The 23,704-nt window shown below is 70.2% G+C and carries 21 protein-coding genes, 1 tRNA gene and 5 pseudogenes; 12 read left to right on the top strand and 15 right to left on the bottom strand.

Going from position 1 to position 23,704, the window contains the following annotated elements; all coding sequences use genetic code 11:
- Positions 1-435: 435 nt before the first annotated feature.
- Positions 436-554: transfer RNA gene (locus OG509_RS38355), tRNA-Arg, on the top strand.
- Positions 555-880: 326 nt separating this feature from the next.
- Here OG509_RS38355 and OG509_RS38360 read toward each other — a convergent pair.
- Both OG509_RS38360 and OG509_RS38365 read right to left on the bottom strand, forming a co-directional pair.
- The gene (locus tag OG509_RS38360) at positions 881-1,126 is read right to left on the bottom strand and encodes a hypothetical protein (protein WP_406187185.1); all 246 of its coding nucleotides are present in this window, start codon (positions 1,124-1,126) and stop codon (positions 881-883) included.
- A 119-nt stretch (positions 1,127-1,245) separates the two neighbouring features.
- Positions 1,246-1,707 (bottom strand): annotated as a pseudogene (locus tag OG509_RS38365) (IS5 family transposase); the annotation flags it as partial.
- Positions 1,708-2,197: 490 nt separating this feature from the next.
- On the opposite strand from OG509_RS38365, the gene OG509_RS38370 reads away from it, so the two are divergent.
- The 3 genes from OG509_RS38370 to OG509_RS38380 are packed head-to-tail and all read left to right on the top strand — an operon-like array spanning position 2,198 to position 5,792.
- Entirely contained in the window at positions 2,198-3,547 is a 1,350-nt protein-coding gene (locus tag OG509_RS38370) for a discoidin domain-containing protein (RefSeq protein ID WP_406187186.1), read from the top strand.
- Positions 3,547-4,809, top strand: coding sequence for an MFS transporter (locus OG509_RS38375; RefSeq protein WP_406187187.1), 1,263 nt, complete (start codon positions 3,547-3,549; stop codon positions 4,807-4,809). Before OG509_RS38370 ends, OG509_RS38375 begins: the two co-directional genes overlap by 1 nt.
- Positions 4,806-5,792: a hypothetical protein gene (locus OG509_RS38380; protein WP_406187188.1), complete on the top strand. Its 987-nt coding sequence runs from the start codon at positions 4,806-4,808 to the stop codon at positions 5,790-5,792. Before OG509_RS38375 ends, OG509_RS38380 begins: the two co-directional genes overlap by 4 nt.
- 354 nt (positions 5,793-6,146) lie before the next feature.
- Here OG509_RS38380 and OG509_RS38385 read toward each other — a convergent pair.
- The 4 genes and pseudogenes from OG509_RS38385 to OG509_RS38400 all read right to left on the bottom strand — a co-directional run.
- Positions 6,147-6,287: pseudogene (locus tag OG509_RS38385) on the bottom strand (LysR substrate-binding domain-containing protein); the annotation flags it as partial.
- Between the two features lie 108 nt (positions 6,288-6,395).
- Positions 6,396-6,872: an amidase domain-containing protein gene (locus tag OG509_RS38390; protein ID WP_406187189.1), complete on the bottom strand. Its 477-nt coding sequence runs from the start codon at positions 6,870-6,872 to the stop codon at positions 6,396-6,398.
- Between the two features lie 55 nt (positions 6,873-6,927).
- Positions 6,928-7,497, bottom strand: coding sequence for a hypothetical protein (locus OG509_RS38395; RefSeq protein ID WP_406187190.1), 570 nt, complete (start codon positions 7,495-7,497; stop codon positions 6,928-6,930).
- Positions 7,498-8,106: 609 nt separating this feature from the next.
- Complete coding sequence (locus OG509_RS38400) at positions 8,107-8,367, bottom strand: hypothetical protein (protein ID WP_406187191.1); 261 nt, start codon at positions 8,365-8,367, stop codon at positions 8,107-8,109.
- Positions 8,368-8,646: 279 nt separating this feature from the next.
- Between OG509_RS38400 and OG509_RS38405 the strand changes: the two genes are divergently transcribed.
- Complete coding sequence (locus OG509_RS38405; RefSeq protein ID WP_406187192.1) at positions 8,647-8,775, top strand: hypothetical protein; 129 nt, start codon at positions 8,647-8,649, stop codon at positions 8,773-8,775.
- 77 nt (positions 8,776-8,852) lie between these two features.
- Here OG509_RS38405 and OG509_RS38410 read toward each other — a convergent pair whose 3' ends face one another.
- Positions 8,853-9,365: a PadR family transcriptional regulator gene (locus OG509_RS38410; protein ID WP_406187193.1), complete on the bottom strand. Its 513-nt coding sequence runs from the start codon at positions 9,363-9,365 to the stop codon at positions 8,853-8,855.
- A gap of 94 nt (positions 9,366-9,459) precedes the next feature.
- Here OG509_RS38410 and OG509_RS38415 point away from each other — a divergent pair, with 94 nt between their 5' ends.
- The 4 genes and pseudogenes from OG509_RS38415 to OG509_RS38430 all read left to right on the top strand — a co-directional run bounded on the left by OG509_RS38415 (position 9,460) and on the right by OG509_RS38430 (position 14,518).
- Positions 9,460-10,017, top strand: a complete 558-nt coding sequence (locus tag OG509_RS38415; protein ID WP_406187194.1) for a hypothetical protein — start codon at positions 9,460-9,462, stop codon at positions 10,015-10,017.
- A gap of 772 nt (positions 10,018-10,789) precedes the next feature.
- The gene (locus OG509_RS38420; protein WP_406187195.1) at positions 10,790-12,301 is read left to right on the top strand and encodes an FG-GAP-like repeat-containing protein; all 1,512 of its coding nucleotides are present in this window, start codon (positions 10,790-10,792) and stop codon (positions 12,299-12,301) included.
- A gap of 94 nt (positions 12,302-12,395) precedes the next feature.
- The gene (locus OG509_RS38425; RefSeq protein ID WP_406187196.1) at positions 12,396-13,601 is read left to right on the top strand and encodes a transglycosylase family protein; all 1,206 of its coding nucleotides are present in this window, start codon (positions 12,396-12,398) and stop codon (positions 13,599-13,601) included.
- A 112-nt stretch (positions 13,602-13,713) separates the two neighbouring features.
- Positions 13,714-14,518, top strand: a pseudogene (locus OG509_RS38430) (IS5 family transposase).
- Between the two features lie 15 nt (positions 14,519-14,533).
- Here the strand turns inward: OG509_RS38430 and OG509_RS38435 are convergent.
- From OG509_RS38435 to OG509_RS38445, 3 genes are all read right to left on the bottom strand, one after another.
- Positions 14,534-14,929: a VOC family protein gene (locus OG509_RS38435; RefSeq protein ID WP_406187197.1), complete on the bottom strand. Its 396-nt coding sequence runs from the start codon at positions 14,927-14,929 to the stop codon at positions 14,534-14,536.
- 202 nt (positions 14,930-15,131) lie between these two features.
- Complete coding sequence (locus tag OG509_RS38440) at positions 15,132-16,016, bottom strand: APC family permease (RefSeq protein ID WP_406187198.1); 885 nt, start codon at positions 16,014-16,016, stop codon at positions 15,132-15,134.
- A complete protein-coding gene (locus tag OG509_RS38445) occupies positions 15,992-16,453 on the bottom strand; it encodes an amino acid permease (RefSeq protein WP_406187199.1) in 462 nt (153 codons plus the stop codon). Before OG509_RS38445 ends, OG509_RS38440 begins: the two co-directional genes overlap by 25 nt.
- A 145-nt stretch (positions 16,454-16,598) precedes the next feature.
- On the opposite strand from OG509_RS38445, the pseudogene OG509_RS38450 reads away from it, so the two are divergent.
- Positions 16,599-16,904, top strand: a pseudogene (locus OG509_RS38450) (transposase); the annotation flags it as partial.
- 5 nt (positions 16,905-16,909) lie between these two features.
- Here OG509_RS38450 and OG509_RS38455 read toward each other — a convergent pair.
- The 3 genes and pseudogenes from OG509_RS38455 to OG509_RS38465 form a co-directional block, all read right to left on the bottom strand.
- Positions 16,910-17,203, bottom strand: a pseudogene (locus tag OG509_RS38455) (transposase); the annotation flags it as partial.
- Positions 17,204-17,288: 85 nt separating this feature from the next.
- Positions 17,289-17,714 (bottom strand): DUF4267 domain-containing protein, encoded by a 426-nt coding sequence (locus OG509_RS38460; RefSeq protein ID WP_406187200.1) that lies wholly within the window; start codon positions 17,712-17,714, stop codon positions 17,289-17,291.
- A 321-nt stretch (positions 17,715-18,035) separates the two neighbouring features.
- Entirely contained in the window at positions 18,036-18,482 is a 447-nt protein-coding gene (locus tag OG509_RS38465) for an anthrone oxygenase family protein (protein ID WP_406187201.1), read from the bottom strand.
- Between the two features lie 91 nt (positions 18,483-18,573).
- On the opposite strand from OG509_RS38465, the gene OG509_RS38470 reads away from it, so the two are divergent.
- Entirely contained in the window at positions 18,574-19,152 is a 579-nt protein-coding gene (locus tag OG509_RS38470; protein ID WP_406187202.1) for a TetR/AcrR family transcriptional regulator, read from the top strand.
- Positions 19,153-20,199: 1,047 nt separating this feature from the next.
- Here the strand turns inward: OG509_RS38470 and OG509_RS38475 are convergent.
- Positions 20,200-20,985, bottom strand: coding sequence for a hypothetical protein (locus OG509_RS38475; RefSeq protein ID WP_406187203.1), 786 nt, complete (start codon positions 20,983-20,985; stop codon positions 20,200-20,202).
- Positions 20,982-22,346 carry a nitrous oxide reductase family maturation protein NosD gene (locus OG509_RS38480; protein WP_406187204.1) on the bottom strand — a complete coding sequence of 455 codons (1,365 nt, stop codon included), beginning with the start codon at positions 22,344-22,346 and terminating at the stop codon, positions 20,982-20,984. Before OG509_RS38480 ends, OG509_RS38475 begins: the two co-directional genes overlap by 4 nt.
- 55 nt (positions 22,347-22,401) lie before the next feature.
- Here OG509_RS38480 and OG509_RS38485 point away from each other — a divergent pair, with 55 nt between their 5' ends.
- Positions 22,402-23,634, top strand: a complete 1,233-nt coding sequence (locus tag OG509_RS38485; RefSeq protein WP_406187205.1) for a Dyp-type peroxidase — start codon at positions 22,402-22,404, stop codon at positions 23,632-23,634.
- The last annotated feature ends 70 nt before the right edge of the window (positions 23,635-23,704 follow it).

Raw genomic sequence — 23,704 nt, forward strand, 5'->3', positions numbered from 1 at the left:
GCCGACGGCCTCCCGCGTCTCTGCCCTCTCCATCAAGGCGAAGAAGGGCCTGAAGGCGGGGGCGTGCCATGCCAGGGCTTCGGCACCTTCAGGATCGCCGGCCGCCTTCCGTAGCCGTGCCAAATGGGCCAGTGCTTGCGGGTCTCCGGCGTCCGCGGGTTCCTTGAGGAGCTCTTCGGCGGCCGCGAGGTCCGCGGTCTTCTCCCGCTGCCGCGCCACGCGGAGCAGACTGTTCAGTTCCCCAGCGGCGGCGGCTTGAAGGGACACCTGGCTTTATTCACGGGTTGCGAAGCCCGTTCTTCATGACTTCGGGTTCTGGCTCAAGTCCTGTGGCCCTGTTGAACCGGTTGCCGGTGCTGGGAAAAGGGCTCGCTGCGCAGAGGACGATCCTCTACCTTGAGCCGGAGCGGGATGGCGCGCATTCCCGCAGGCTGCGGTGCCGTGGCAGAGCGGTCCATTGCGATCGACGTGAGCGAGGTCCCGCTCACGTCGACTGACGGAGACGGGGCGGGCCTGCCCCTATCTGTCCGCGGGTTCAAATCCCGTCGGTACCGCAGCCGACCTGGAACTTTGTCCAGCGCAAGCACTGCGACGTCGGTCCAGGTCCGCAGAAGTTGAGCCAGAACCTGACTTCGGGGAGGCACCCGCAGAGGCGGGATGTCGATGTTCACGAGAACGGAAGCAGCGAACCACAGCGGGCCTCGAGACGGCGTCGAAGCCGTGCCTCCGGCGTCCGCCGGATCCAGCCGTCCTCGCAGGCCGGCTCTCGGCGCGACACACCCGGGCCGACCGCTGGTGGAGCGGGCGGCCCGGGTAAGCCGGCCCGGCATCAGCCGGGCCTGTCGTGAGACTCGTGGTGCGGGGTCGTCGTGAGCCCGTCTCAGTTGCCGATGCCGGAGCTGCCGAGGCCCGAGTTGCCGATGCCGTGGCTGCCGACGCCCGTGTTGGCGATGCCCGCGTTGCCCAGACCCCAGTTGAGGATGCCGGCGTTGCCGACGCCGTCGTTGAGAGCGCCCGAGTTGCCGACGCCCGAGTTCCCGAAGCCTGAGCTGCCCACTCCGTCGGCGCTGGCAGCGCCGGCGCCGCAGATGGCCAGCACTGCCGCGGCTCCCAGCGCGGTCGTCACACGGAGAAGAGTTGTATGCATCGTTAGATACCTCCTGTTTTGGTGGTCTTTGCCCGCTATCCCTAGCACACAGTCGCCCCCGTAGGCCGGACCCCGGCCCCTAGGGCGTGTTCGCAATGTCAGGTCGGGAGCCATAGCCGCAGGCAGGCGAGGGTGACCAGGGCCTGGTAGTGGCGGGCTCGGTTGTCGTTGCGGGTGGCGAGGGCCTTGTTCTGCTTGAGCTTGTTGAAGCAGCGTTCGACGAGGTTGCGGCGGCGGTAGGGCTCGCGGTCGAGGCGGCAGAGGCTCTCGCCGCGTCGCAGGCGGCCGCTGATCTGGTCGACGCGTTCGGGGATGGTGCAGGCGATGCCGCGTCTGCGCAGGTAGGCGCGGATCTCCCGGGATGAGTAGCCCTTGTCGCCGGTCACCCTGGCCGGGTGGGTGCGGGGCCGGCCGGGCCCGCACCGCTTGATACGGATGCGGGCCATCACGGGCTCGAACTGGGTGCGGTCGTTGACGTTCCCGCCGGTGACGGTGAACGCAAGAGGGCGTCCCTGGCCGTCGCGGGCGAGGTGGATCTTCGTGCTCAGCCCGCCGCACGAGCTGCTCGGCGTGCTCGGCGAGGACCTCAAGCGGTCGGCGGGTAGAGGGGCCCTGTGCTGACCCCGCGGCAGTGTGAGCAACGGGGGTCGCCTCATCGGGGGAGCGTATGCCACGGCCACGGCCACGGCCACGGCCACGGCCACGGCCACGGCCACCGGCGACCAAGGGAGCGACCAAGCCGCCGGCGGCCGTGCCGCAACGGGACGACCATCGGCGCCGCCATCGGCCGCACGCCCGACCCCCACCCGGCCCTGTCGGCAGTCGTGTTGGACCACTGGTAGGAAACTTTCCTATCCGATACGCTCCCGACGGCGGCTTGGCGCGGTGCCCGATGACAAAGGAATGGCATGGGCATGACGTGCTCAGTGAGAGCTCTGACCCGGCCGCCGTGACGCTGTCCCCTGCACGCCCCCATGCTCCCGGGGAAGGGGGATGGCGTTCTCCGCACCGGTGTCCAGCTCTCGCCGTCCCCAGGCCAAGGAGTCAGGCATGCACCTGCACGCCTCCACCCCACCAACCCCCACCACCAGTCGTCTTCGGCCCGTCCTCCTCGTAGTGACCGCGGTGCTCGCACTCGTCGCCGGGCTCCTCCTCGCCTGGCCCGGCCGGGCGGGAGCCGCGGCCGACCCGCTCATCTCACGCGGCAAGCCCGCCACCGCCTCCTCCGCGGAGAGCTCCTCGCTCGGCGCCGCCAACGCCTTCGATGGCGCCGCCTCGACCCGCTGGGCCAGCGCCGAGGGCAAGGACCCGCAGTGGATCCGCGTCGACCTCGGGGCCGGCGCCACCGTCTCCCGGGTCAAGCTGACCTGGGAATCCGCCTACGCCAAGGCCTACCGCGTCGAGGTCTCCGCCGACGGCACGACCTGGACCAGGATCGCAGAGGAGAAGGCCGGCAACGGCGGCACGGACGACCTCGCCGGCCTCTCCGGCAAGGGCAGGTACCTGCGCGTGTACGGCACCGCGCGCGGCACGGCGTACGGCTACTCCCTCTTCGAAGCCGAGGTGTACGGCACCGTCGACGGCGGTCCGCCCCCCGGCAGCGGCGCCTTCACCGTCGTCGCGGCCGGTGACATCGCCGCCCAGTGCACGGCCTCCGACAGCGGCTGCGCACACCCGAAGACCGCCGCCCTGGCCCGGCAGATCGACCCGAAGTTCTACCTGACGATGGGCGACAACCAGTACGACGACGCCCGGATCGCCGACTTCCGCGCCTACTACGACAAGAGCTGGGGCACCTTCAAGGACAAGACCCACCCCGTGCCCGGCAACCACGAGACGTACGACCCGGCCGGCTCCCTCTCCGGATACAAGGCGTACTTCGGGAACATCGCCTACCCGCAGGGCAAGAGCTACTACAGCTTCGACGAGGGCAACTGGCACTTCATCGCCCTCGACTCCAACGCCTTCGACCAGGCCGCCCAGATCGACTGGCTCAAGGCCGACCTCGCCGCCAACGGCAAGCAGTGCATAGCCGCCTACTGGCACCACCCGCTGTACTCCTCGGGCGGACACGGCAACGACCCCGTCTCCAAGCCCGTCTGGAAGATCCTCTACGCGGCCAAGGCCGACCTGGTCCTCAACGGACACGACCACCACTACGAGCGGTTCGCCCCGCAGAACCCCGACGGCAAGGCGGCCGCCGACGGGATCGTGGAGATCGTCGGCGGCATGGGCGGCGCCGAGCCTTACCCGATCGAGCAGGTGCAGCCCAACAGCCAGAAGCGCATCAGCGGCCAGTACGGGGTCCTGAAGCTCGACTTCACGGACTCGGGCTACAGCTGGACCTACGTCGCCGCCGACGGGGTCAAGGACACCAGCCCGAAGTACAGCTGCCACTGATGTACCTGGCCAACACCGGCCGCCCGGACGCGCCGCCCCGCCCTCTCGGGGCCCGGCGGCGCGTCCCCGCAACCGTCATCGCACTGGGCGCGGTCAGCCTCGTCACCGATGTCTCCTCAGAGATGGTCACGGCCGTGCTGCCGCTCTACCTCGTCCTGGGTCTCGGCCTCTCACCCCTCCAATTCGGCTTCCTGGACGGCATGTTCAACGGAGCCACCGCGCTCGTACGACTCCTGGGCGGCCGACTCGCCGACCGCGGCGGCCGTCACAAGCGGGTCGCCGGCGCGGGCTACCTGCTCTCCGCGCTGTCCCGGCTCGGCCTGCTCCTCGCCGGCGGCGCCACCGCCGGAATCGCCGCCTCGCTCGCCGCCGACCGACTCGGCAAGGGCGTGCGCACCGCCCCGCGCGACGCGCTGATCTCGCTCAGCGGCCCGCCGGAGACACTGGGCCGCGCCTTCGGCGTGCACCGTGCCATGGACACCACCGGCGCACTCCTCGGTCCGCTCGCGGCCTTCGCCGTCCTGTGGGTGACCGCCGACGCCTACGACGCGGTCTTCGCCGTCAGTTTCTGCGCGGGCCTGCTCGGCGTGCTCCTCCTCGTCCTGTACGTCCCCTCCGCCGCCCCCGCACCACCGATCCGGTCAACGCCCCTCCACCGTGGTGCACTTCGGGACCTCGCCTTCCGCCGGATCCTGTTCGCCGCCTCCCTGCTCGGAGCCGCCACCATCGGCGACTCGTTCCTCTACTTGCTCATCCAGCGCGGCCTCGACCTGCCGCCCGCCCTCTTCCCGCTGCTGCCGCTCGGCGCCGCCGCCGGATACCTGCTGCTCGCCATCCCGGCCGGCCGCATCGCCGACCGCTTCGGGCGTCGGCTGCCGTTCCTGGCCGGACACGCCGCACTGCTCGGCGCGTACGCCGTCCTGCTGCTCCCGGTTGCCTGGCCGACCGCGGTCGTGGTGCTGGCACTCCTCGGCGTTTTCTACGCCTCCACCGACGGGGTCCTGATGGCGCTGGCCGGTCCGCTGCTGCCCGCCCACCGCCGGGCCGGCGGGCTCGCGGTGCTCCAGACCGGGCAGGCACTGGCCCGGCTGCTGGGCGCGGCGGGCTTCGGGGCCGCCTGGACCTTCTGGGGGCAGGGGCCCGCCCTGTGGACGGCGGCGCTCGGGCTCGCGGGCGCGCTCGCGGCCGCCTGGCACATCCTGCCCGCCTCGGCTCCCGATCCGGCTGCCGCATCCCCCGTCGACGCCCTGGAGGCGCCGTGAATCACCGCCCGTCACAACTGCGCCGCCTCGCCCTCGTCGTGCTCGCCGTCCTGCTGCTCGGGGGCGGCTCCCTGGGCTACGTACTGCACGCCAGGCACCGCGACCTCCCGACGGCCGCCGGGGACGGATCGTTCAGCCTGGCCGCCCCCGGGCTCTACTACCGGGACTCGGCCACTGGACACGTCGCCCGCCGGAGCGGCACCGGCGGGCCGCCCGCCACAGGAGGACCCGCCTGCGAGCGCTTCTACACCGCGGGGGAGCGCGCCCTGTGCCTGCGCAAGCTGCCCGGCATCCCGGCCCGCACCCAAGCCCTCGTACTGGACCGGCAGCTCCGCGAGGTCAAACGCGTGACCGTACCCGGAATCCCCAACCGGGCCCGCGTCTCGGCCTCGGGGAACGTGCTGTCGTGGACGACCTTCGCGGTCGGCGACTCCTATGCCACGACCGCGTTCTCCACCCGGACCTCCATCCTCGACCTGCGCACCGGCTACCTGATCAAATCGATGGAGGAGATCCCGCTGACCATCGACGGCACCCGCTACCACGCCCCCGACGTCAACTACTGGGGAGTGACCTTCGCCCGCGACGACAACCGCTTCTACGCCACGGTGTCGACCAAGGGCCGCACCCACCTCGTCGAGGGGGACCTGCGCAACTGGTCGGCGAAGGCTTTGCGCGAGAACGTCGAATGCCCGTCGCTGTCACCGGACAACACCCGCATCGCCTTCAAGAAGAAGGTCTCCGACAACCCCGCCGCACCCTGGCGGCTGTACGTCCTGGACCTGGCGGACATGCGCGAACACCCGCTGGCGGAGACGCGCAGCGTCGATGACCAGGCGGCCTGGCTGGACGACAAGACCGTCGGCTACGCCCTCCCGGGAGGCGAAGGCCGCGCCGACGACATCTGGTCGGTCCCGGCGGACGGCACGGGCGCCCCCCGCCTCCTGATCCCCGGCGGCTCCTCCCCGGCCGCCGCGAACTGACCGCAACCACATCCGACGCCCGGTCGATCCGCTCGCGCCGGAGGAAGCCGGCCTTGGGCAGCGCTTCAAGGACCAGGTTCCTCCAGGCCACGGGGACCGAAGATTTGTTCCTTGAGGCCGGAGGAGCATGTGGATGCGTGTCTGCGGGATGGGGTCGGGCATACCACCGAGGTCGAGGCCACCTCCATTCCCCTGCCCGGGGCGCCGGGCACCATCTGACCCCGCCACGGTCCGCGGCCGCGCCCACCGGTGAGTCGGCCGGGCTCGGTGGTGCAACAGGCGCAGACCCGTCCTGGCGAGCGCGATGCCGTGCTCCCGGCAGGCGTCTTCCTCGGTCTTCAGGCAGCCGAGCACCCAGGGTTCGGCCGCCGGCTCGGCGAGGTCGAGCGCGTCGCGGTTGGCGAGCCGATGCCCTTGCGGCAGTACGACGTGCAGGGGGTCTTCCAGGAGTGGCGTCCACGCCAGGCTGGAGCTGGGGCCTGGTCCTACGGGCAGCGGCCGTCGAAGTGGTAGGCGAGGGCGAGGTCCACGGCGCCCCGGCGGACGAGCGGCAGGGTGTCCTCGGGTTCACGGCCGGCCTGACGAATCCTTCGGACGCCTTGCTCAGCGTCGGGTCCAGATGAGGAGGGCAGCCAGGTGGAGGGCGGCTTGGTAAGCGATGGCGAGCTTGTCCGTCCGCATGGCGAGACCGCGCCACTGCTTCATGCCGCCCGCTTCCAGGCTGGACGACACGAAGTTGGTGCAGTTGCCGGAAGCCCCGTGGTCCAGGTCGTCCCTCTTGTCCCAGTGGTCGAGTGCGTACCGCACCATCTCGACGCGGTCGATCTTGCCGTCGGGACCGCGGAGTTCGCGCCCGACTTCGGGTGGCAGGCCTTTGAGGTCGGCGAGGGTCTTTGCCAGCTTGTCCAGCTCGGCGGAGGCCTTCGCGTCAGCCTGCGATGCCTCGCGCAGGGCCTCATCTATCAGCCCGTTGACCGTGCCTATATGCCCCTGCTCCTCGGTGCAGGCGTCGCGCACGTTCGGGCGTGGCTCGCTCACCTGGTCGAGGAGGGTGTCCAGCAGATCGAGTGTCTCTTTCATGCCGGGATCAACGCCGTTCACGCCCGTACGTCACCTTGGCCGGATGCGGGGCTGTTCAGAGCGCGTTGAATGACCAGAAGACGCCGACCTCGTCCGCGCTCACTGCGATCAGGCCGAGGTCCATCATGTAGCCGGTGAAGGCGCGACCGCCGGCGAGTTCGCCGGCCAGGAAGTCCGGCGAATCGGAGGTCAGGGCCAGGTCGGAGGAGGTACGGAAGGCGGCGCTGGGACCGAACCGGCCGAGTACCGTCCGGGCGTCGGCCACCACCTCGTCCCGGTTCGCCCGCGCCCGGACCGGGGAGGGCTCGAAGAACCACTCCTGGGCCAGCGAGGCGAGCAGCTCGCCGGCGGCTCCTGCCGTGACAGGGTGGGTCCAGGCATGCACCTCCTCGGCCGTCAGCGGCAGGAACGGGTAGGAGGGATGGCCGTTCTCGCGCCACTCAGTGCCGAAATGCGACTCCCGCACCCGCCAGCCCCGGGGATCGGCGACCGCTCGGTGCATGAGGGCCAGGACGTCTCGTGCCCAGTCTTCGTGCAGCCGTGGCCCGGTCATCGCGAAGGTGTGGACGTCTTCGAGGAGCCGCATCAACGCGACGTCCCAGGTACTGCTGTCGAGGGGTTTCATCTGGCTTCCGGTTCCGTCGGTCACAGAGCGGGCGCGTCCGTCCGCGCAGGGCGGGTCGATTCCGGCCTCGTACGGCAGGGCAGTTTTCACGCGGGGTCCAGGACGTCGTTTTCGGCGAGAACCACTGGGACGCCCAGAGGGGGTTCAACGCAGGGGTAGGGCCGGCCCGTTGGGACGGCCCTTCGCTCAGTCACCGTCCACGGACCGGCGGCGTGTCCCCGCCTGCCGGTCGGAGTCGAGGTATCAGTCGCCTCCGCCGCCACCGCAGGAGGAGTCTCCACCGCAGGACGCACCGTCCCCGCAGGAGAAACTGACGCCGTCGTTCTTCCATGACCGGGAACGACGTTGGCGCTGAGATGGCCTGCCGCCGAACGCGCCGCCGCGCCAGGCCTGGAAGAGCCCCCAGGCGAGACCGATCCCCACGACTACCAGGTATTCCATGTCCATTACCCCCGTTCCCTTCCATTCTCGCCTGTGCGGGGGATCCGGCGCTCCGGTCGGCACGGCGGATGGCGCGGGCCGTCGGCCTCCGCGACGAGGCGGCAAGCCGTCGCGCAGCGCTGCACACCGGACGCCTTGGCAGGAGCCCGCGCGTCGGTTCACCCGGCCTCAGCCACCGCCCTGATAGGCCCACAGTACGAAGGCCACCACGTACAGAGTGAAGGTCGCCAGGTGCGCGTATACCAGGGCCACGAAGGCGCCCACCCCGCCCAGGACCAGGCCGCGGGCCTTTGCGTGCGTGCGGGACGGTGGCCGCCAGGAGGCTGCCACCAGTGCCGCCGGAACGATGTACGGCAGGGCCAGCCACGCCGAGGTGTGAACGAACGGGGAGGAGAGGTAGCCCCACGCACCGCCCAGTGCCGCTGCCACGGTGAACAGGGCAGGGGCCAACCACCACGGCGGGGCAAGGATTCGCGCGGCCGGAGGCCTCGGGGGAGAAGTCGCGTTCATGGGCCCATTGCACCGGCCGGGGCGCCCCGTTCGCATGGGCGCACGTACTCAGACGGCCTGGTCCGCGTACCCAGCACAGTGCTTCGGGGCACGACCTCTCGGCCCCAAGGCGTCGACGTCGCCTGCGGTGCGGGGCCCGGCTGGGCAGCCCCCCGGGCCCCGCTTGTGGCCGCGGGCCAGAACGACTCGGGGAGCTTCGTGTCGCTCTGGCCGCCGTACCCGTACGGGTTCAGCACCTTGCTCGTGGCACCGACGACGAGCTGCACGCTGCTGTGCGACGACGGCGTGTCCGCCGAGGCGGTGGCTACCGCGTTCGGGCCCACCTAGGCCGTCTCTTGCGGATCTTGCCTGACCAGCGGCGCCTGGCACTGCATGCTTAACCGGCCTGATCCGAAGGAGACGGCCTAGCGGATCTGGTCGGCCGCCCACGCGGCCCACTCGCGGCGCATCACGTTGAAGCGGAGGCCGTACTCCAGGGCGATCTTGCCGTTCACCGAGAGCGGGTCGTCGCCCCAGTCGATGGAGTCGGCCAGTCGGCGCAAGGCCTGGTGCTCCTGCTCCGACAGCTCCATGAGTTCGGTGAGGTAGCTCCGCGCCTGGTCCGGCGTGACCACGTTGAGGAAGAACACCCGCAGCAAGATGTCGCTCCGGGTGTTGCGTTGGGGCTTGATCTCCGTCAGCCAGTGGCGCAGCTCCGCCAGTCCCTCGTCGGTGAGGGTGTACTCCTTGCGGCCGCGCGGGCCCTGGGCCGAGACGCTGATCAGCCCGTTGTCGGCGAGCTTGGACAGCTCCGTGTACATCTGGCTCTGCGTGGCGGGCCAGACGTTGGCCAAAGAGGTCTCGAAGCGCTTCAGCAGGTCGTAGCCGCTGGCGGGGCGCTCTGACAGGAGTCCGAGGAGGGCGTGTCGAAGGCTCATGCCATCACTTTACCTTCCACTGTTGACATGTCGAGGGTGGAGATTCTAGTTTCTACATGTCAGAACAGGAACGTCAGTAACTCGGGGGTCTTCGATGTCGTACTTACGCACCTTCCTTCCGTGGATCGTCTTCGCGGTGGTCCCGTCCGCCCAATGGCAGTGGGGGGCGCTCGCTGGTCTGCTGGTGGCGGTGGCGGTGATCGCCCAACAGCGGCGTACGGGAGTCGGCTTCGACGCGCTGATCATGGAAGCCGGCTCGGCCGTCTTCTTCGCGGTCCTGGCGGCCGTCTCCTTCGCAGACCCCCATTCGGCCGTACACGCCTACTCGGCTGCGCTCTCCTCGGCCACCCTGGCCCTCATCGCTGGGGCCTCGCTGGTCATGGGCAAGCCGTTCACGCTGGGCATCGCCAAGCGCACCACCCCACCCGAGGTCTGGAGCCTCAAGCCCTTCGTCCGGGTCAACGTGGTCATCACCACCGTGTGGACGGCCGCCTTCGCCGTGACGGCGGGCGCCCTCGCGGCCCTCGCCCACGCCGGCCAGGACCACTCCACGACGGCGACACTCGTCCAGGCCGCCGGGTTCGTCGTCCCCATGCTGTTCACCGTGCGCTACGTCGCCACCGTTCAGGCCAGGACCAAGGCCAACGGCTAGGACCAGGGCCAGGCCCAGGACCAGGGCTACGACCAGGGCCAGTCGGTACCTGGTACTCGGCGCCGGACGTTCCGCTCAGTCCATCGCCCGTCACGGATCGGCCATCCGGGGGGATCGTCATGACCAGGACCGCTCGCTCGACCACTGCCGTCGCCCACTCGCTGAACCTGCCCGTTGGCTCAGGAAGACCGGCCGGGGCGGCGAGTCGAGGCCCACCAGGGGGTTCACGGGCGTACTGCCCACACGCACGCCGACCGGCATCGGCATCCCACCTGCCGGGGGCCGGTGGCGGGGGTGGCTGACTGCCACTCACCTTCGCGGCGCGGACAACGCGCTGGAACATCCCCGCCCTGAACCGCACCACATCGCACCGCATGGCGCCGTATTGCACGGCCCCGCACGGCCCCGCACCGCACCGCATTGCCTCGTAGCGAAGTTGACCCCCGGCGCCGGCTCGGGGCCCCGGCCCTCGGCCCCGGCTGTCATTCCGCCCCTGGGGTGCAAGGTCCACCACCGGCCTCCGGCGCGCCGCCGAACGGGACGTACCCCCGACTGAACCCCTGAGAGCGGCAGTCGGAGTCCCGAGCCGAACCCCGGCCCGACGAGCCGCCCCGCGCCGCGCCCTCCGCACGGCACCGCTCCGCGCCCACCGCACCGCCAGATCGCCGCGCCGCCCGTGCGGCAGCGATCCCGTTCGCCCTCTTCACGGTTTCAACCCCTGGTCCTCCGGACCCGGAGAACCCCTGCGCTTCCACCTCATCAGGAGAATGTCATGAACATGATCACCCGTCTCGCCCTGTCCGTCGCCGTCGTCGGCGCGGTCACCGCCACGACGCTGGGTCAGGCCGTCGCCGACACCCCGGCGCCGTCCGCCGCCGCGTCCAGTGCGGCGAACCCGGGCTTCCTGACCCACTTCACCCCGACTGTGCCCAATCCGACCACCGCCTCGGCGGCGCAGCTGGCCGCAGGCCGGCCGGTCGGTGCCTTCGCCACTCTGACCGGGGATTCCTCGGCAGGGGGCAGCATCAGCAGGGCGGAGGTCATTGCCCGGGCCCAGTCATGGGTCGACGCGGGCGTGCCGTACAGCATGACCAGCTACCGCACCGACGCCAACGGCAAGTACCGCACCGACTGCTCCGGCTTCGTCTCCATGGCCTGGCACCTGGACTCCTCCAGTGGGAACAACTGGGGCGAGACCACCGGCACTCTGCTGAACTACACCTCCTCCATAGCCAAGGAGTCCCTCAAGCCGGGTGACGTCCTCCTCAACCCCGACTCGGGCGCCAGCGGCCACGTGGTCATCTTCAACGGATGGACCAGCTCCGATCACTCCACGTACGACGCGCTGGAGGAGTCCGGCAGCAGCGGCGCCGTCCACCACAGCATCCCGTACCCCTACTACAGCGGCCACGGCACCTTCAGCCCCCGCCGCTACGACAACATCCAGGACACCAACAACCGCGCGGACGTCACGGGTGATGGCAAGGCCGATCTGATGGTGTTGAGCACCGACGGGACGATCGGGCTCCGTCCGGGTTCGGGGACGAGTTTCGGTGCCAGCACCACGGTCAGCGCGGGCTGGCAGAACTTCCTGGGCGGCGCCGGTCAGGGCCGCCTGTACTACGCCGACATCAACGGCGACGGCAACAAGGACCTCCTGGTCCAGGGCACCGACGGCACCATCGGCGTGCATTTCAACAACGGCTCCGGCACCAGCTTCGGCGCCAACGTCCCCCTCTCCTCCGGCTGGCAGAACTACCTCAGCCAGCCCGGCCAGGGCCGCCTCTCGTTCCCCGACATCAACGGTGACGGCAAGGCCGACCTTGTCATCCAGGGCACCGACGGAACCATCGCCACCCACCTGGGCTCCGGCACCAGCTTCGGCGCCAACGTCCCCCTCTCCTCCGGCTGGCAGAACTACCTCAGCCAGCCCGGCCAGGGCCGCCTCTCGTTCCCCGACATCAACGGTGATGGCAAGGCCGACCTTGTCATCCAGGGCACCGACGGAACCATCGCCACCCACCTGGGCTCCGGCACCAGCTTCGGCGCCAACCAGCCCCTCTCCAGCGGCTGGCAGAACTACCTCAGCCAGCCCGGCCAGGGCCGCCTGACCTTCCCCGACATCAACGGTGATGGCAAGGCCGACCTGGTGATCCAGGGCACCGACGGAACCGTCGCCACCCACCTCGGCTCCGGCACCAGCTTCGGCGCGAACGTCCCGCTGTCCTCCGGCTGGCAGAACTACCTCAGCCAGCCCGGCCAGGGCACCCTCTCCTTCGAGTAGCGCGGCCCGTGCTCCGGGGGGACCGCATCGGTCCCCCCGGAGCACCGCCATGCCTTGAGCCACCCCGCGCACTGCTCTCTGATGGGAAGACCCCGTGTCCATATCACCCCGCGTCCGCACCACCGTATTCACCCTCGCCGCTGCTCCGCTCGCCTTGCAGCTGCTCCTCGGCACCTGGACCGCGCAGGCCGCGTCCGTGCCCACCTGGGACAAGGTCGCCAGCTGCGAGAGCGGCGGCAACTGGTCCATCAACACCGGCAACGGCTTCTACGGCGGGCTGCAGTTCACCGCAAGTACCTGGAATTCCTACGGCGGAACGAACTACGCCGCCCGCGCCGATCTGGCCACCAAACAGCAACAGATCCTCACCGCCGAGAAGGTGCTCGCGTCGCAGGGCCCCGGAGCGTGGCCCACCTGCGGCCCCCTGGCCGGACTCGGCAACGACCACGCGAACCCGTACCCTCCCGCCCCCATCCGTGCGGACGTCACGGGTGATGGCAAGGCCGATCTGATGGTGTTGAGCACGGACGGGACGATCGGGCTGCGTCCGGGTTCGGGGACGAGTTTCGGTGCCAGCACCACGGTCAGCGCGGGCTGGCAGAACTTCCTGGGCGGCGCCGGTCAGGGCCGCCTGTACTACGCCGACATCAACGGGGACGGGAACAAGGACCTCCTGGTCCAGGGCACCGACGGCACCATCGGCGTCCATTTCAACAACGGCTCCGGCACCAGCTTCGGTGCGAACGTGCCGCTGTCCTCGGGTTGGCAGAACTATCTGAGTCAGCCGGGCCAGGGTCGCCTGACCTTCCCGGACATCAACGGTGATGGCAAGGCCGACCTGGTGATCCAGGGCACCGATGGGACGATCGCCACCCACCTCGGCTCCGGGACCAGCTTCGGTGCGAACGTGCCGCTGTCCTCGGGTTGGCAGAACTATCTGAGTCAGCCGGGCCAGGGTCGCCTGACCTTCCCGGACATCAACGGTGATGGCAAGGCCGACCTGGTGATCCAGGGCACCGATGGGACGATCGCCACCCACCTCGGCTCCGGGACCAGCTTCGGCGCGAACGTCCCGCTGTCCTCGGGTTGGCAGAACTATCTGAGTCAGCCGGGCCAGGGTCGCCTGACCTTCCCGGACATCAACGGTGATGGCAAGGCCGACCTGGTGATCCAGGGCACCGATGGGACGATCGCCACCCACCTCGGCTCCGGGACCAGCTTCGGCGCGAACGTCCCGCTGTCCTCCGGCTGGCAGAACTATCTCAGCCAGCCCGGCCAGGGCACCCTCTCCTTCGAGTAGCGCGGCAGAGCAGCTACGCCGTAGAGGGCCCAGGTCGTTTCCTTCGGATCGTCGGATCGTTGGTTGATGTGTGTCGTTGACTGATGCCCAGTGGGCACGGATCGAGCCGTTGATGCCGGATCGGGCGCCCAAACGGGGTGGGCGGTGGCGGGATCACCGGCAGGTGATCGACGCGATCGCGTTCAAGTACCGGACCGGGACACCGTGGATGGACCTGCCCCAGCACTTCGGGTCGTGGAAGGGTGTCCACGATCGGCTGCGGAAGTGGGCCGCCGACGGGACCTGGGAGAAGGTCTTCACCGCGCTGCTCGCCCAGGCCGACACATCGAAGGCGACCTCGACTGGGTCGTCGCGGTCGACTCCACCATCGTCCGTGCCCACCAGCACGCCGCCAGGGCCCGGCCAAAGGGGGCCCAGGCCGGCGAGCCCAACGACCATGCCCTCGGACGTTCCCGCGGCGGACTGACCACAAAGATCCACCGGGCCGCCGACAGCCCTTGCCGACCGCTGGCCTTCGTCATCACACCTGGCCAGACCGGTGACGCACCCGCATTCCCCGAGGTCATGGCCCGGTTACGAGTGCCCCGGCCGATCGGCCGGGGCAGGACCACACCGGACGTGGTCCTGGCAGACAAGGCGTATTCGTCTCGGGCGATCCGCAGTCACCTGCGACGGCGCGGAATCCGGTCGGTGATCCCACAGCCGGCCGACCAGGCCGCGAACCGCAAGCGGCTCGGCCGGCGCGGCGGCCGTCCGCCAGCCTTCGACCGCGATACCTACAAGCGGCGGACACGGTCGAACGGTGCATCTACAAGATCAAGCAGTGGCGCGGTCCGGCCACCCGATACGACGAGACCGCCACCATCTACGTCGCCGGACTCCACATCGCCGCCATCTTCATCTGGTCGGAAAGGTGATCCGAGGAAGACGGCCTAGTCTTGCGGTGCCAAGGTGCGCAGGACGTCGAACTCGTTGCCCTCGGGGTCAGCCATGACCACCCAGTTCCGGTCTGGGCCCTGCCCCACGTCCACCTTAACGGCGCCGAGACCGAGCAATCTGGTCACTTCTTCCTCGGTGCTGCCGTCGATCGGGCTGACGTCGAGGTGAAGCCGGTTCTTGACGGTCTTGCCCTCGGGCACACGGATGAACACCAGGGTGGGTGGCATCTGGCGGGCCCGGACCTCCTCGACGGTCGGCATCCAAGAGCCGATCTCGACCTTGCCCTCGCTCCGGTCGATCACCTTGAAGTCCAGGACCTCGCACCAGAAGGCCGCGAGCCTCTCCGGATCATGGCAGTCAACGGTCAACTCGGTGAACCTGCTTGTCATGCTTCTCCCAGATAGTGCGGACGGGGCCAGCGTAGGTCGCCCGCCCGACAGACCCGAGAGCTTTTTGACCAGGGACGTCAAACGGGCTTGATGCGGAGGAAACCGCGTGGCGGCGTAGGTGTTCCAGGGCGGTCAACGCCTCTGGGCGAGGTCCATATGGACGAGCCGAATAGCCCGCACGGCTGCGTGCGCTCCTCCCGCCTCATGAGGACCGGGTGGGCTCGAGGAACAGCAAGGGCGTACCCACGAGCAGCACCACGACACCGAGAACGGCTCCCCATCCGGCGTGGAAGAGGCTGGACCAGAGCACCCACAGGCAACTGAGCCCGAAGAGCGCAGGGGTCACCGGATAGAGAGGCACCCGATAGTGCGGCGCCGCGCCCGGCTCCCTCCTGCGAAAGACGTAGAGCGACAGGGCCACCGGGAACATGAAGAACCAGAACACCGGCGCGGTGTAGGCGACCATCGCTCGGAACCCCACGCGCGTGACGGCTCCGAACACGACCAGCGCCGCGGAGACCGCGCCCTGCAGCACGAGCGCGTTCGCAGGGGTCGAACCGCGCTCCTTCCAGGTGCCGATCGAGCGCAGTGCGGCCACGTCCCGGCCGAGCGCGTAGTACGAGCGGGCCCCGGTGATCATCAGGCCGTTGAGCGTGGTCAAGGTGGAGAGCATGACGACGACGCTGAGGACCGTCGCCCCCGCGTCGCCGGCGACGGCGCGCATCATTTCGGCGCCGACGGCATCGCTGTCACGGACCCCTTCGAGCCCCAGCACGTGCAGATAGGCCAGATTGATCGCGAGGGTCACGGCGATGACGACGAGCACGCCGAGGACCAGGGCGCGGGCCATGTTGTGCCGGGCGTCCTGGAGTTCGCCCGAGAGGTAGGCGGCCTCGTTCCAGCCGCCGTAGGTCAGGAGGATGTACATCATCGCGAGGCCGATACCGGCCACTGACGTCTCCTGCGGGGTGCTCGGGCGAGGCGCGGGAGCCGTCGTGGCGAACGCCGAGACGACGATGGCGATGAGCGCGAGGACGACGACGACCTCGACGAACCGCTGGGTCAGCTTTCCGGGTGTGATGCCCACCCGGTTGACGAGGGTGAGACGGTGATCGCGACGAGGGCGTACAGGCCCGGACCGTACGGTCCGAGCGGCAGGGCCGTGTTCGCGTAGTCGCCCATCACGAAGGCGGCGGCCGCGATGGCACCTGGTTGGATCACCGCGCAGCGCGCCCAGGCGAACAGCAGGGCGACCTTCCGCCCGTAGGCCTCGTTCAGGAAGGCGTACTCGCCGCCCGCGTTGGGGCGCGCGCTGCCCAGCTCGGCGTAGCAGACCGCACCGATCAGCGTCACCAGCCCGCCCAGCAGCCACAGCGACACGAACACGGCCTCGTCGCGCGAATACTTCGCGACCAGCGCCGGGGTCGCGAAGATGCCGAAACCCAGGACGATTCCGACCACCATGATCGCGACGTCCGCGGGTGTCAGCGCGGCCCGGGGGCCCGCGCCGGAGATTTCGGACATGGCACACCTCGGGACATCGCAGGCCGCGGGAGGGCAGAACAGGACATCGGGGACGCCCCTGACGGGATGCCAGGCGAAGTAGGGCCGGGCGGCGATGACGCGGGCCAGCGCGTGTCTCTTTGATGGGTTGGTCAGTTGATCGGATGTGTCTGCCCGAATAGTGATCACTGATGCGATGTGGGACCGGATCGAGCCGCTGATGCCGGCCGATCCGGTCCGCGGACGACGATGGGCCGACCACCGTCGAACGCTTGAGGTCATCGCGTGGAAGTAGCGCACCAACTCGCCCTGGCGGGACCTGCCCGACGAGCTCGGCCCGTTCCAGACCGCTCACAAACGGCTGATCAGGTGGGGATTCGACGGCACTTGGGAGGTGATCACCGCCGCTGTCCTAGCAGCGGCAGACACTGACGACGAGATCAACTGGACGGTTTCGGTCGACTCCACGATCGTGGCGCGTGTGGTGGTGGAGTCGATGCTGACCAGGGACAGGTCCACCTCGCCCCGCTTCGCCGCCTCCGCGATCAGGTCCTCCAGCCGAGCTTTGAACACTCCGGCGTAACGCCACTGGCGGTAGCGGTTGGAGACGGTTGACCAGGCACCGAACTCGCTCGGCATCTCCCGCCACTGCCCGCCGGTCCGGAACCGTCAGATCACGCCCTCGAACTGCTGCCGCAGGGTCTTGGGGTACGGGCCGTACTCGCCGATCGGCAGGTGCGGCTCGATGAACTCCCACTCTTCGTCCGTCAGTTACGCGCGTGTCACGCACGACGGTCTACCGGGCCAGGGCCTGGGACGGGGCGAAACCAACGGATTGATCACGGCCCGATCCGCGCTAGGCGGGCTGCGGGGCGGGCGTTTCCGGAGCGGACGCGACGTTGCGGGTCTCGCGCATGATCAGCAGGCCGTTGACCACCATCAGTGTCGCGGTCAGGCAGTGGACGCCGAGCGCGGTGGCCACGGAGCCGTGGTGGGCCAGCACGTTGGTCATGTCGCCGTACGCGGCGAGTGCTTCCACCAGCAGCACCCAGCCCAGCGCCCGGCGGTGACCCGTCACCAGCAGGATGCCCAGAACCAGGGCCAAGACGACGTCGCGGATTCCCTTGATGATCAGGAAGCCGTCGCCGTCGCCGGACGGCCAGCTCGGCAGGCCGTAGCCCGGCGCCGGCGTCTCCGGGCTCAGGATGTACTCCGTCCCGAACCAGAGGATGAAGAGGATGAAGGCGGCGGTCAGGACAGTGTTGATCTTCTTCAGCGACATTGTTCTTCTCCATGCGAGTCTTTGGCAGCTTGGTGAGCTTCGTGGAGCTTGCTGAGTCGTGTGGGGCCTGATCAGGCCGCGTGGACGCGGCAGATCGAGGGGCGCAGCTTGCCGGGATCGCAGTTGTGGGATCTGAGCGGCAGCTGCATTCCCGAATGCCGGGATTTCGGTGGTCGGCCGCCCCCGAGGATTGAGGATTGGCCACCAGCGCGGCCTCGGCCTGCGGGGTCAGAAACCCGATGCCCTTTCCGGCGCACCCCGATGGGGCAAAAGCCGTCGATATGCAGGGTCGAACGAATGCATGTCGGGGCAGCGGTGGTATCAGGTGAGGGCGGTGACCAGCAGGGTGAAGGCGGCGATGATGACGGCGACGCGGATGTGGTGGTAGCGGTCCCAGCGGTTCATCTGCTCCTTCCAGTCGGCGGGCCGGTTCTCGGGGGTCCAGGTCTTGCTCTGGTTGTTGATCGGGACGAGCAGCAGGATCGACATGATCACGCTGAGGATCAGCAGTCCGGCGGCGGTGATGACGAGGCCGGTGCCCGGGTGGTGCCATCCGGTGATGGCCCAGGCCGCGGCGAGGACGAGCGAGGTGATGTACCAGAGCGGCATCACGGCGCCGAGCATCCGGCCTCCGTGGGCGCGGCCGAGCTGGCCGCTGTCCCCGGGGAGTGCGTTGAGGATCCGGTTGATGACGAAGGCGACGGAGAACTCCACCCCCACCATCACGCCGACGACCACGGTGGTGATGACCTGGAGTGCGTTGGGCATGATGACCCCTCCTGGGATCTAGCGTCGCTAGGTGTTGAGGCAACGCTAGTACTACTGCCGCTCGATTGTCTAGCGGTGCTAGGATCGATTCATGTCGGTACAGGAACGCAAGCAGCGCGAACGGGCGGACCGTGAGCGCCTCATCGTGGCGACGGCCCGCGAACTCGCCGAGCAGCAGGGCTGGGACGCGGTCACCACCCGCCGGCTCGCCGAGCGCATCGAGTACAGCCAGCCCGTCCTCTACAGCCATTTCCGCGGCAAGCGCGAGATCATCGGCGCCGTCGCCCTCGAAGGTGCCGCCGAGATGGCCGGGGCACTGCGGGCCGCGACCGCCGCCGCGGACGGCCCGCGTACCCGGGTCACCGCCCTCGCCCGCGCTTACCTCGACTTCGCGGAGCGCAATCCGGCGGTCTACGACGCCATGTTCCAGCTCGACGGCGGCCTGGCGTTCGCGCACGAGGACACTCCGGAGCCGTTGAAGGACGCCTTCGCCGCCCTGCTCGAGTGCCTCGCCGAGGTTGCCGGGGACGGCGTCCACCCGGGACTGTTCACCGAGGTGTTCTGGGCGGCCCTGCACGGCCTGGCCACCCTGACCCGGGCGGGACGGCTGCCGCCGGAGGACACCGAGCGGAGGGTGGAACTGCTGGTGGACCGGCTCGCCATCATCTGACACACCAGCCCGGCGGGCACGCAGCCGGGGCCCGCGGGCCCCGCCGCCGCCTGCCTGCAGCAACGCCTCTGGAGTGCGGCAGCCAGCGCGGCCCACACTCCGATCCGGGCCGGACGCGGCCCGTGTGGGAGGGAGCCGCGGACCGGAACCGTCTCGGGACGCGGGCGGCGCAGCGGCTGCGTGGCCGCCGAACGGGATGCCGGCCGGACGCGGCGGAGGGGGACAGGAGTCATCGGGGTGCCTTCCGTGGGGTGCTGGTTGTGCATGCACTCCACGGAACGGCCACCGCCTCACCGCCCGGCTCACCGTCACCAGCCCTGCGCCGTCACGGGACGGCAACCCTTTTGACCGGTGAACTCACCGGTGACTCACCACTGCCGTGGTGGAACCTCTCCACCGCAGGTGACAGTCCGGAACGCGGGAGAATCGCCAATTCCTGTTCCTGGAACGGCGGGACTTCGCCGCCGCACTCACCGGTTGCAGCCAGCTCGGTGAGGGCTTGCAGGCAGTTGTGATCAGAGGGTGGTGCGGTGCTGTCCGGCGGCCTGTCCGGTGCGTCGCGGCACAGGGCGGTGAGTTCGAGGTCGGCAATTTTCGGGGCGATCTGCCGTCGGCCGCGAAGCGGGTGGCGAGGAATTGTCCAGGGCCCGCAGAGGCTCGCTTCGGCGGAGGCGGAGTTGGCGGCAACGTGATGGAGCTCGCCGGGGCTAATCGGTACAACGACGGCAGGTCCTTCTCGGGCTGTCGGCCCGGCTGCAGGCGTCCAGCCCCCGGCCCGTCACTCCGTCGAGCAGCACGCCCAGCTTGCGGTAGTCATACAGGCCCTGGATCTGCTGCCCGCGCTCGCCGTCGCCGCTGCGGCCCCGGCGGGACGAGCTCGGATGAAAGCACGACCTGCCGCCCTCCCGCCGTGCGCCCCCCTGTGGCGCCGGTCCCACCGAGGGGTCGCTGTAGCAGAACGAGTCCTAGCCCGCGCCGCCGAGCGAGGCTCCTACGCCCGGGCGAGGTCGAAGTGCGATCGGACCGTGCCCAACCTCTCCAGGTCTGTCACGGAGGGGCAGAGGCCGCGGGGGTGGTGGGCGGGGGCGGCTGCCGGGTGATGTCGGCGGTCATCCAGGTGCCCGAGCCGCCCAGGCGTGCGGCGAAGCGGCGTAGGCCGCCGTCGGCGTCGATCCAGTAGCGGGTGCGCCCCGGAGTCCCGGGTGCGGACGGTGCTGCGGTGGCGGGCACATCGCCGGTGCCGGTGCCGGTGCCAGTGTCAGTGCCGGGGCCGGAGAAGACCGTGACCGGCACCCCGGAGAGCTTCTCGTGGCCGACCACGCGTGCGCTGCTGCGGACGAGCAGCTGGGCGTTCTCGGGCCGGTCGGAGCCGAGCGAGAGCAGCAGGATCAGGGTGCTGTCCACGGTGGCCGAGCGGGGTTGCAGGAGGCGCTCGTTCCAGCCGTCGGCCGGCGGCTTGTCGGGGCGCGGGCCGGTCCAGTTGAAGCGGGCCGAGACCGTGGTGCGGTTCCAGCGGAGCAGGTGGCGCCAGTGCGTGGCGGCTCCGGGGGTCTCGTCGCGCAGCTCCGCGTAGCCGGTGTGCGCGCGCCAGTCGAGTCGGCCGTCGAGCCGGAGGGTCCGGCCCGGCACCGGGATGGTGGCACTCACGATTCCGGCGGCGCTGCGGTAGTTGGTGAACCGGGCCAGCGCGAGGAGCTCGGCCTGCTGTTCCGTCAACAACGCCCGGTCCTCGGCAGGCCGGTCGGCGGCGGGCCCGGTGCAGCCCGCCGAGGCGAGCAGCACGGCCAGCAGGAGGGCAGCCCGGACGGGCATGCGGGGGGCGCGCGGCGTCATCGGGCGGCGGTCGTCGGCCGGCTGCGGTCGGCGAACAGGTCTGCGCCGGGCAACGGCACCCGGTCGGGATCGACGGGCCCCGGCAGTCCGTCGGCGGGGGAGGCGGGCGCGGTCGCGGCATCCGGGAGCTGGGGCTGGTCCGGCGGCGGGGCAACGTCCAGGAAGGGGATGCCGGGAGGGGCCGGATCGGTGCGCGGGGACGGGCCGGCCGCTTCGGGCTGGCCGTCCGGGCAGGCGGCGACGGCCTCCAGGTCGGCGGGAAGGGTACTGCTCAGGGTGTTGCCGTCCAAGCAGTTCCCGCGCCCGGGCGCTCGGACGGAGGCGCGGTAGGCGACGTCCACGCCGTTGCCGGTGAGCGTGTTCTCGCGGAGGCTGTTCTCCCGCGGGGCGAGGTCCTCGTTGGAGGCGAGTTCGACGCCTGCCCGGGGGTTGCCGGTGATCCGGTTGCGGAGGAGTTGGTTGCGCTGCCCGCCGGCGATGCCGATGCCGATGCCGAAGGCGCCGTCGGCCTGTTCGGGGGTGGCGGGGTCCGCGTTGTCGGCGATCAGGTTTCCGGCGATGGTGCCGCCCTGCTGGGGGACGTACGCCTCCAGGTAGTCGGAGTTGACCGTCAGCCCGACCCGGTTCCCGGAGAAGCGGTTGCGCAACACCCAGATCGGCCCGCTGGCGTTGGTCCCCTCGTAGCCGATGGCGTTGTGCTCGGAGACGTTGTCGCGGACGAGGATGTGGCACGGCTTGCACTGGCCGACGTAGAGCCCGGAGTCGGCGCTGCCCGAGGCGTGGTTGTGCTCCAGGACGCCGTGCTGGGCGTTGAACGCGTAGATGCCGTAGAGGCCGTTCGCGTGAGCGGTGACGTAGCGAACCCGAAAGCCCTTCAGCGGGGGGAACTCGGCCGGATCGAGGTGCCGATATCCGTTGCTGCCCCGGGCGAGGCCGCCGTTGCCGTCGCTCATACCGGTGACGAGTACGCCGTTGAGCAGGTGGTTGCGGACGGTCAGGTTCTCGACCGAGACGCCGGGAGCGGTGACCGTCACGCCGTTGGCGCGCCGGCCCTGGCCGTCGATGACCACTGATCCCCGGTCGGTGCCGCGCAGGATCACTCGTTCGGTGCGGATCCGGACGCTCTCGTGGTAGACGCCGGGCGAGACCAGGACGAGGTCGCCCGGCCGGGAGCGGTCGAGCGCGGCGTTGATGGTGGCTGCCTGGGACGGCACCCGGATGGTCGCGGGAGCGGTGTTCTTGGCCGATGTCGGGTCCGTTGGCAGAGCCTGGCAGCCCGCGCACAGCAGCGCGGTGGCCAGCACGGCGGTGGCCGGGGCGAGGCGGCGGCGGCCGGCGGAGCGGCGGCGCAAGCGTGGCATCACGAGGGTCTCTTCCGGTTGTTTGCGGAGTCGATGATCACCCTAGAGTGCTCGTGTGGACACTGATCGTGACGATGTGATGGATCCGGAACCGTCGCCGTTGGTCCGGCGCCGGCTCCTGGGGGGCCTTGCGGTCGCGGTACCGGCCGTGGCGGCGGGGTGGGCGGTCGCGGGCCGGGACCGGCGCCCGGCCGCCAGGACCCCGGAGACGATCGCGGGCGCAACCGGGGCGGCAGCAGCTGCGGCCGTACCGACCGAGGGGCCGCGGCAGGCGGGAGTCGACCGCCCGGCGCAACCCCAGCAGAACGCGGCCCTGGCGGTCTTCGACCTTCCGCCCCCGGGCGGTGCGGCAGCCTGGACCTCCGGCGAACAGCCCTTTCTCGCACGGCTGCTGTCCGATCTCGGCCGTCGGATCACCGCGCTCTGCTCCCGCACGGGACCGGAGCTGGGCGGGCTCGCACCGGGGGACCTGAGCGTCACCGTCGGAGTCGGCCCCCGCCTGGTCGCGTCGGTGGATGGCCGGCTGCCCGGGGCGGCAGGGCTCCCGGAGGATCTCGAGCGGGCCGTGCCCGACCACGCACGTCAGGGGGACCTGATGGTGCAGCTCTGCGCCGCGGATCCGCAGGTGGTGGCGCACGCCGAGCGGGTGCTGACCGGCTGGCTCGGCGAGCGGTCGGCGCGAGCGCGCTGGTCCCAGGGCGGCTTCCGTCCGCCCGCCCGCGAACCCGGCCCCGTTCGCAACCTGTTGGGCTTCCTGGACGGTGTGTCCGTCCCGCGGACGGAGCGGGAGCTGGCCCGGGAAGTCTGGCTGGCCGGGCCGGAGCGGGTCCGCGGGGCCACCATCGCCGTGGTCCGAAGACTGCGCCTGGACGTGGCGGGCTTCCTCGCCCAGGACATCACCGGGCAGGAACGGGTCATCGGCCGACGGAGGTCCGACGCGGCGCCGTTGAGCGGCGGCGGACCTACGGCGGCCGTCGACCTGGGAGCCAAAACGGCGGACGGCAGATACCTCGTTCCGTTGATGTCGCATGTCCGGCGGGCCCATCCGGCCGCGACCGGGAGCGGGCTGATGCTGCGCCGCGGCTACAGCTTCTCCAACGGAACCGGGGACCAAGGCCTGCTGTTCATCGCCTTCCAGCGGGATCTGCGGACGTACGTGGAGACCCAGCGGCGGCTTGACGACGGCGACGAGTTGTCCGCCTTCGCCACGGCCACTGCCTCCGGCACCTTTCTGGTGCTGCCCGGGTTCTCGGCGGGGCGCCCGCTGGGCTCTTCGGTGTTCGCCTGACGGCCGCGCTCCGGAGAACTGCCGGGAGGGACCCGTCGGGCCCCTCCCGGTCTGCCGGTGCGGTGTCGGT

The organism is Streptomyces sp. NBC_01006 (genome assembly GCF_045162725.1).
Lineage (GTDB): Bacteria > Actinomycetota > Actinomycetes > Streptomycetales > Streptomycetaceae > Streptomyces.

Excerpts from the sequence above, each read along its gene's own strand:
- OG509_RS38370 (WP_406187186.1), top strand. The coding sequence starts at position 2,198 with ATGCACCTGCACGCCTCCACCCCACCAACCCCCACCACCAGTCGTCTT.
- OG509_RS38375 (WP_406187187.1), top strand. The coding sequence starts at position 3,547 with ATGTACCTGGCCAACACCGGCCGCCCGGACGCGCCGCCCCGCCCTCTC.
- OG509_RS38390 (WP_406187189.1), bottom strand. The coding sequence starts at position 6,872 with ATGAAAGAGACACTCGATCTGCTGGACACCCTCCTCGACCAGGTGAGC.
- OG509_RS38395 (WP_406187190.1), bottom strand. The coding sequence starts at position 7,497 with ATGAAACCCCTCGACAGCAGTACCTGGGACGTCGCGTTGATGCGGCTC.
- OG509_RS38410 (WP_406187193.1), bottom strand. The coding sequence starts at position 9,365 with ATGAGCCTTCGACACGCCCTCCTCGGACTCCTGTCAGAGCGCCCCGCC.
- OG509_RS38415 (WP_406187194.1), top strand. The coding sequence starts at position 9,460 with ATGTCGTACTTACGCACCTTCCTTCCGTGGATCGTCTTCGCGGTGGTC.
- OG509_RS38420 (WP_406187195.1), top strand. The coding sequence starts at position 10,790 with ATGAACATGATCACCCGTCTCGCCCTGTCCGTCGCCGTCGTCGGCGCG.
- OG509_RS38435 (WP_406187197.1), bottom strand. The coding sequence starts at position 14,929 with ATGACAAGCAGGTTCACCGAGTTGACCGTTGACTGCCATGATCCGGAG.
- OG509_RS38445 (WP_406187199.1), bottom strand. The coding sequence starts at position 16,453 with ATGTCCGAAATCTCCGGCGCGGGCCCCCGGGCCGCGCTGACACCCGCG.
- OG509_RS38460 (WP_406187200.1), bottom strand. The coding sequence starts at position 17,714 with ATGTCGCTGAAGAAGATCAACACTGTCCTGACCGCCGCCTTCATCCTC.
- OG509_RS38465 (WP_406187201.1), bottom strand. The coding sequence starts at position 18,482 with ATGCCCAACGCACTCCAGGTCATCACCACCGTGGTCGTCGGCGTGATG.
- OG509_RS38470 (WP_406187202.1), top strand. The coding sequence starts at position 18,574 with ATGTCGGTACAGGAACGCAAGCAGCGCGAACGGGCGGACCGTGAGCGC.
- OG509_RS38475 (WP_406187203.1), bottom strand. The coding sequence starts at position 20,985 with ATGACGCCGCGCGCCCCCCGCATGCCCGTCCGGGCTGCCCTCCTGCTG.
- OG509_RS38480 (WP_406187204.1), bottom strand. The coding sequence starts at position 22,346 with ATGCCACGCTTGCGCCGCCGCTCCGCCGGCCGCCGCCGCCTCGCCCCG.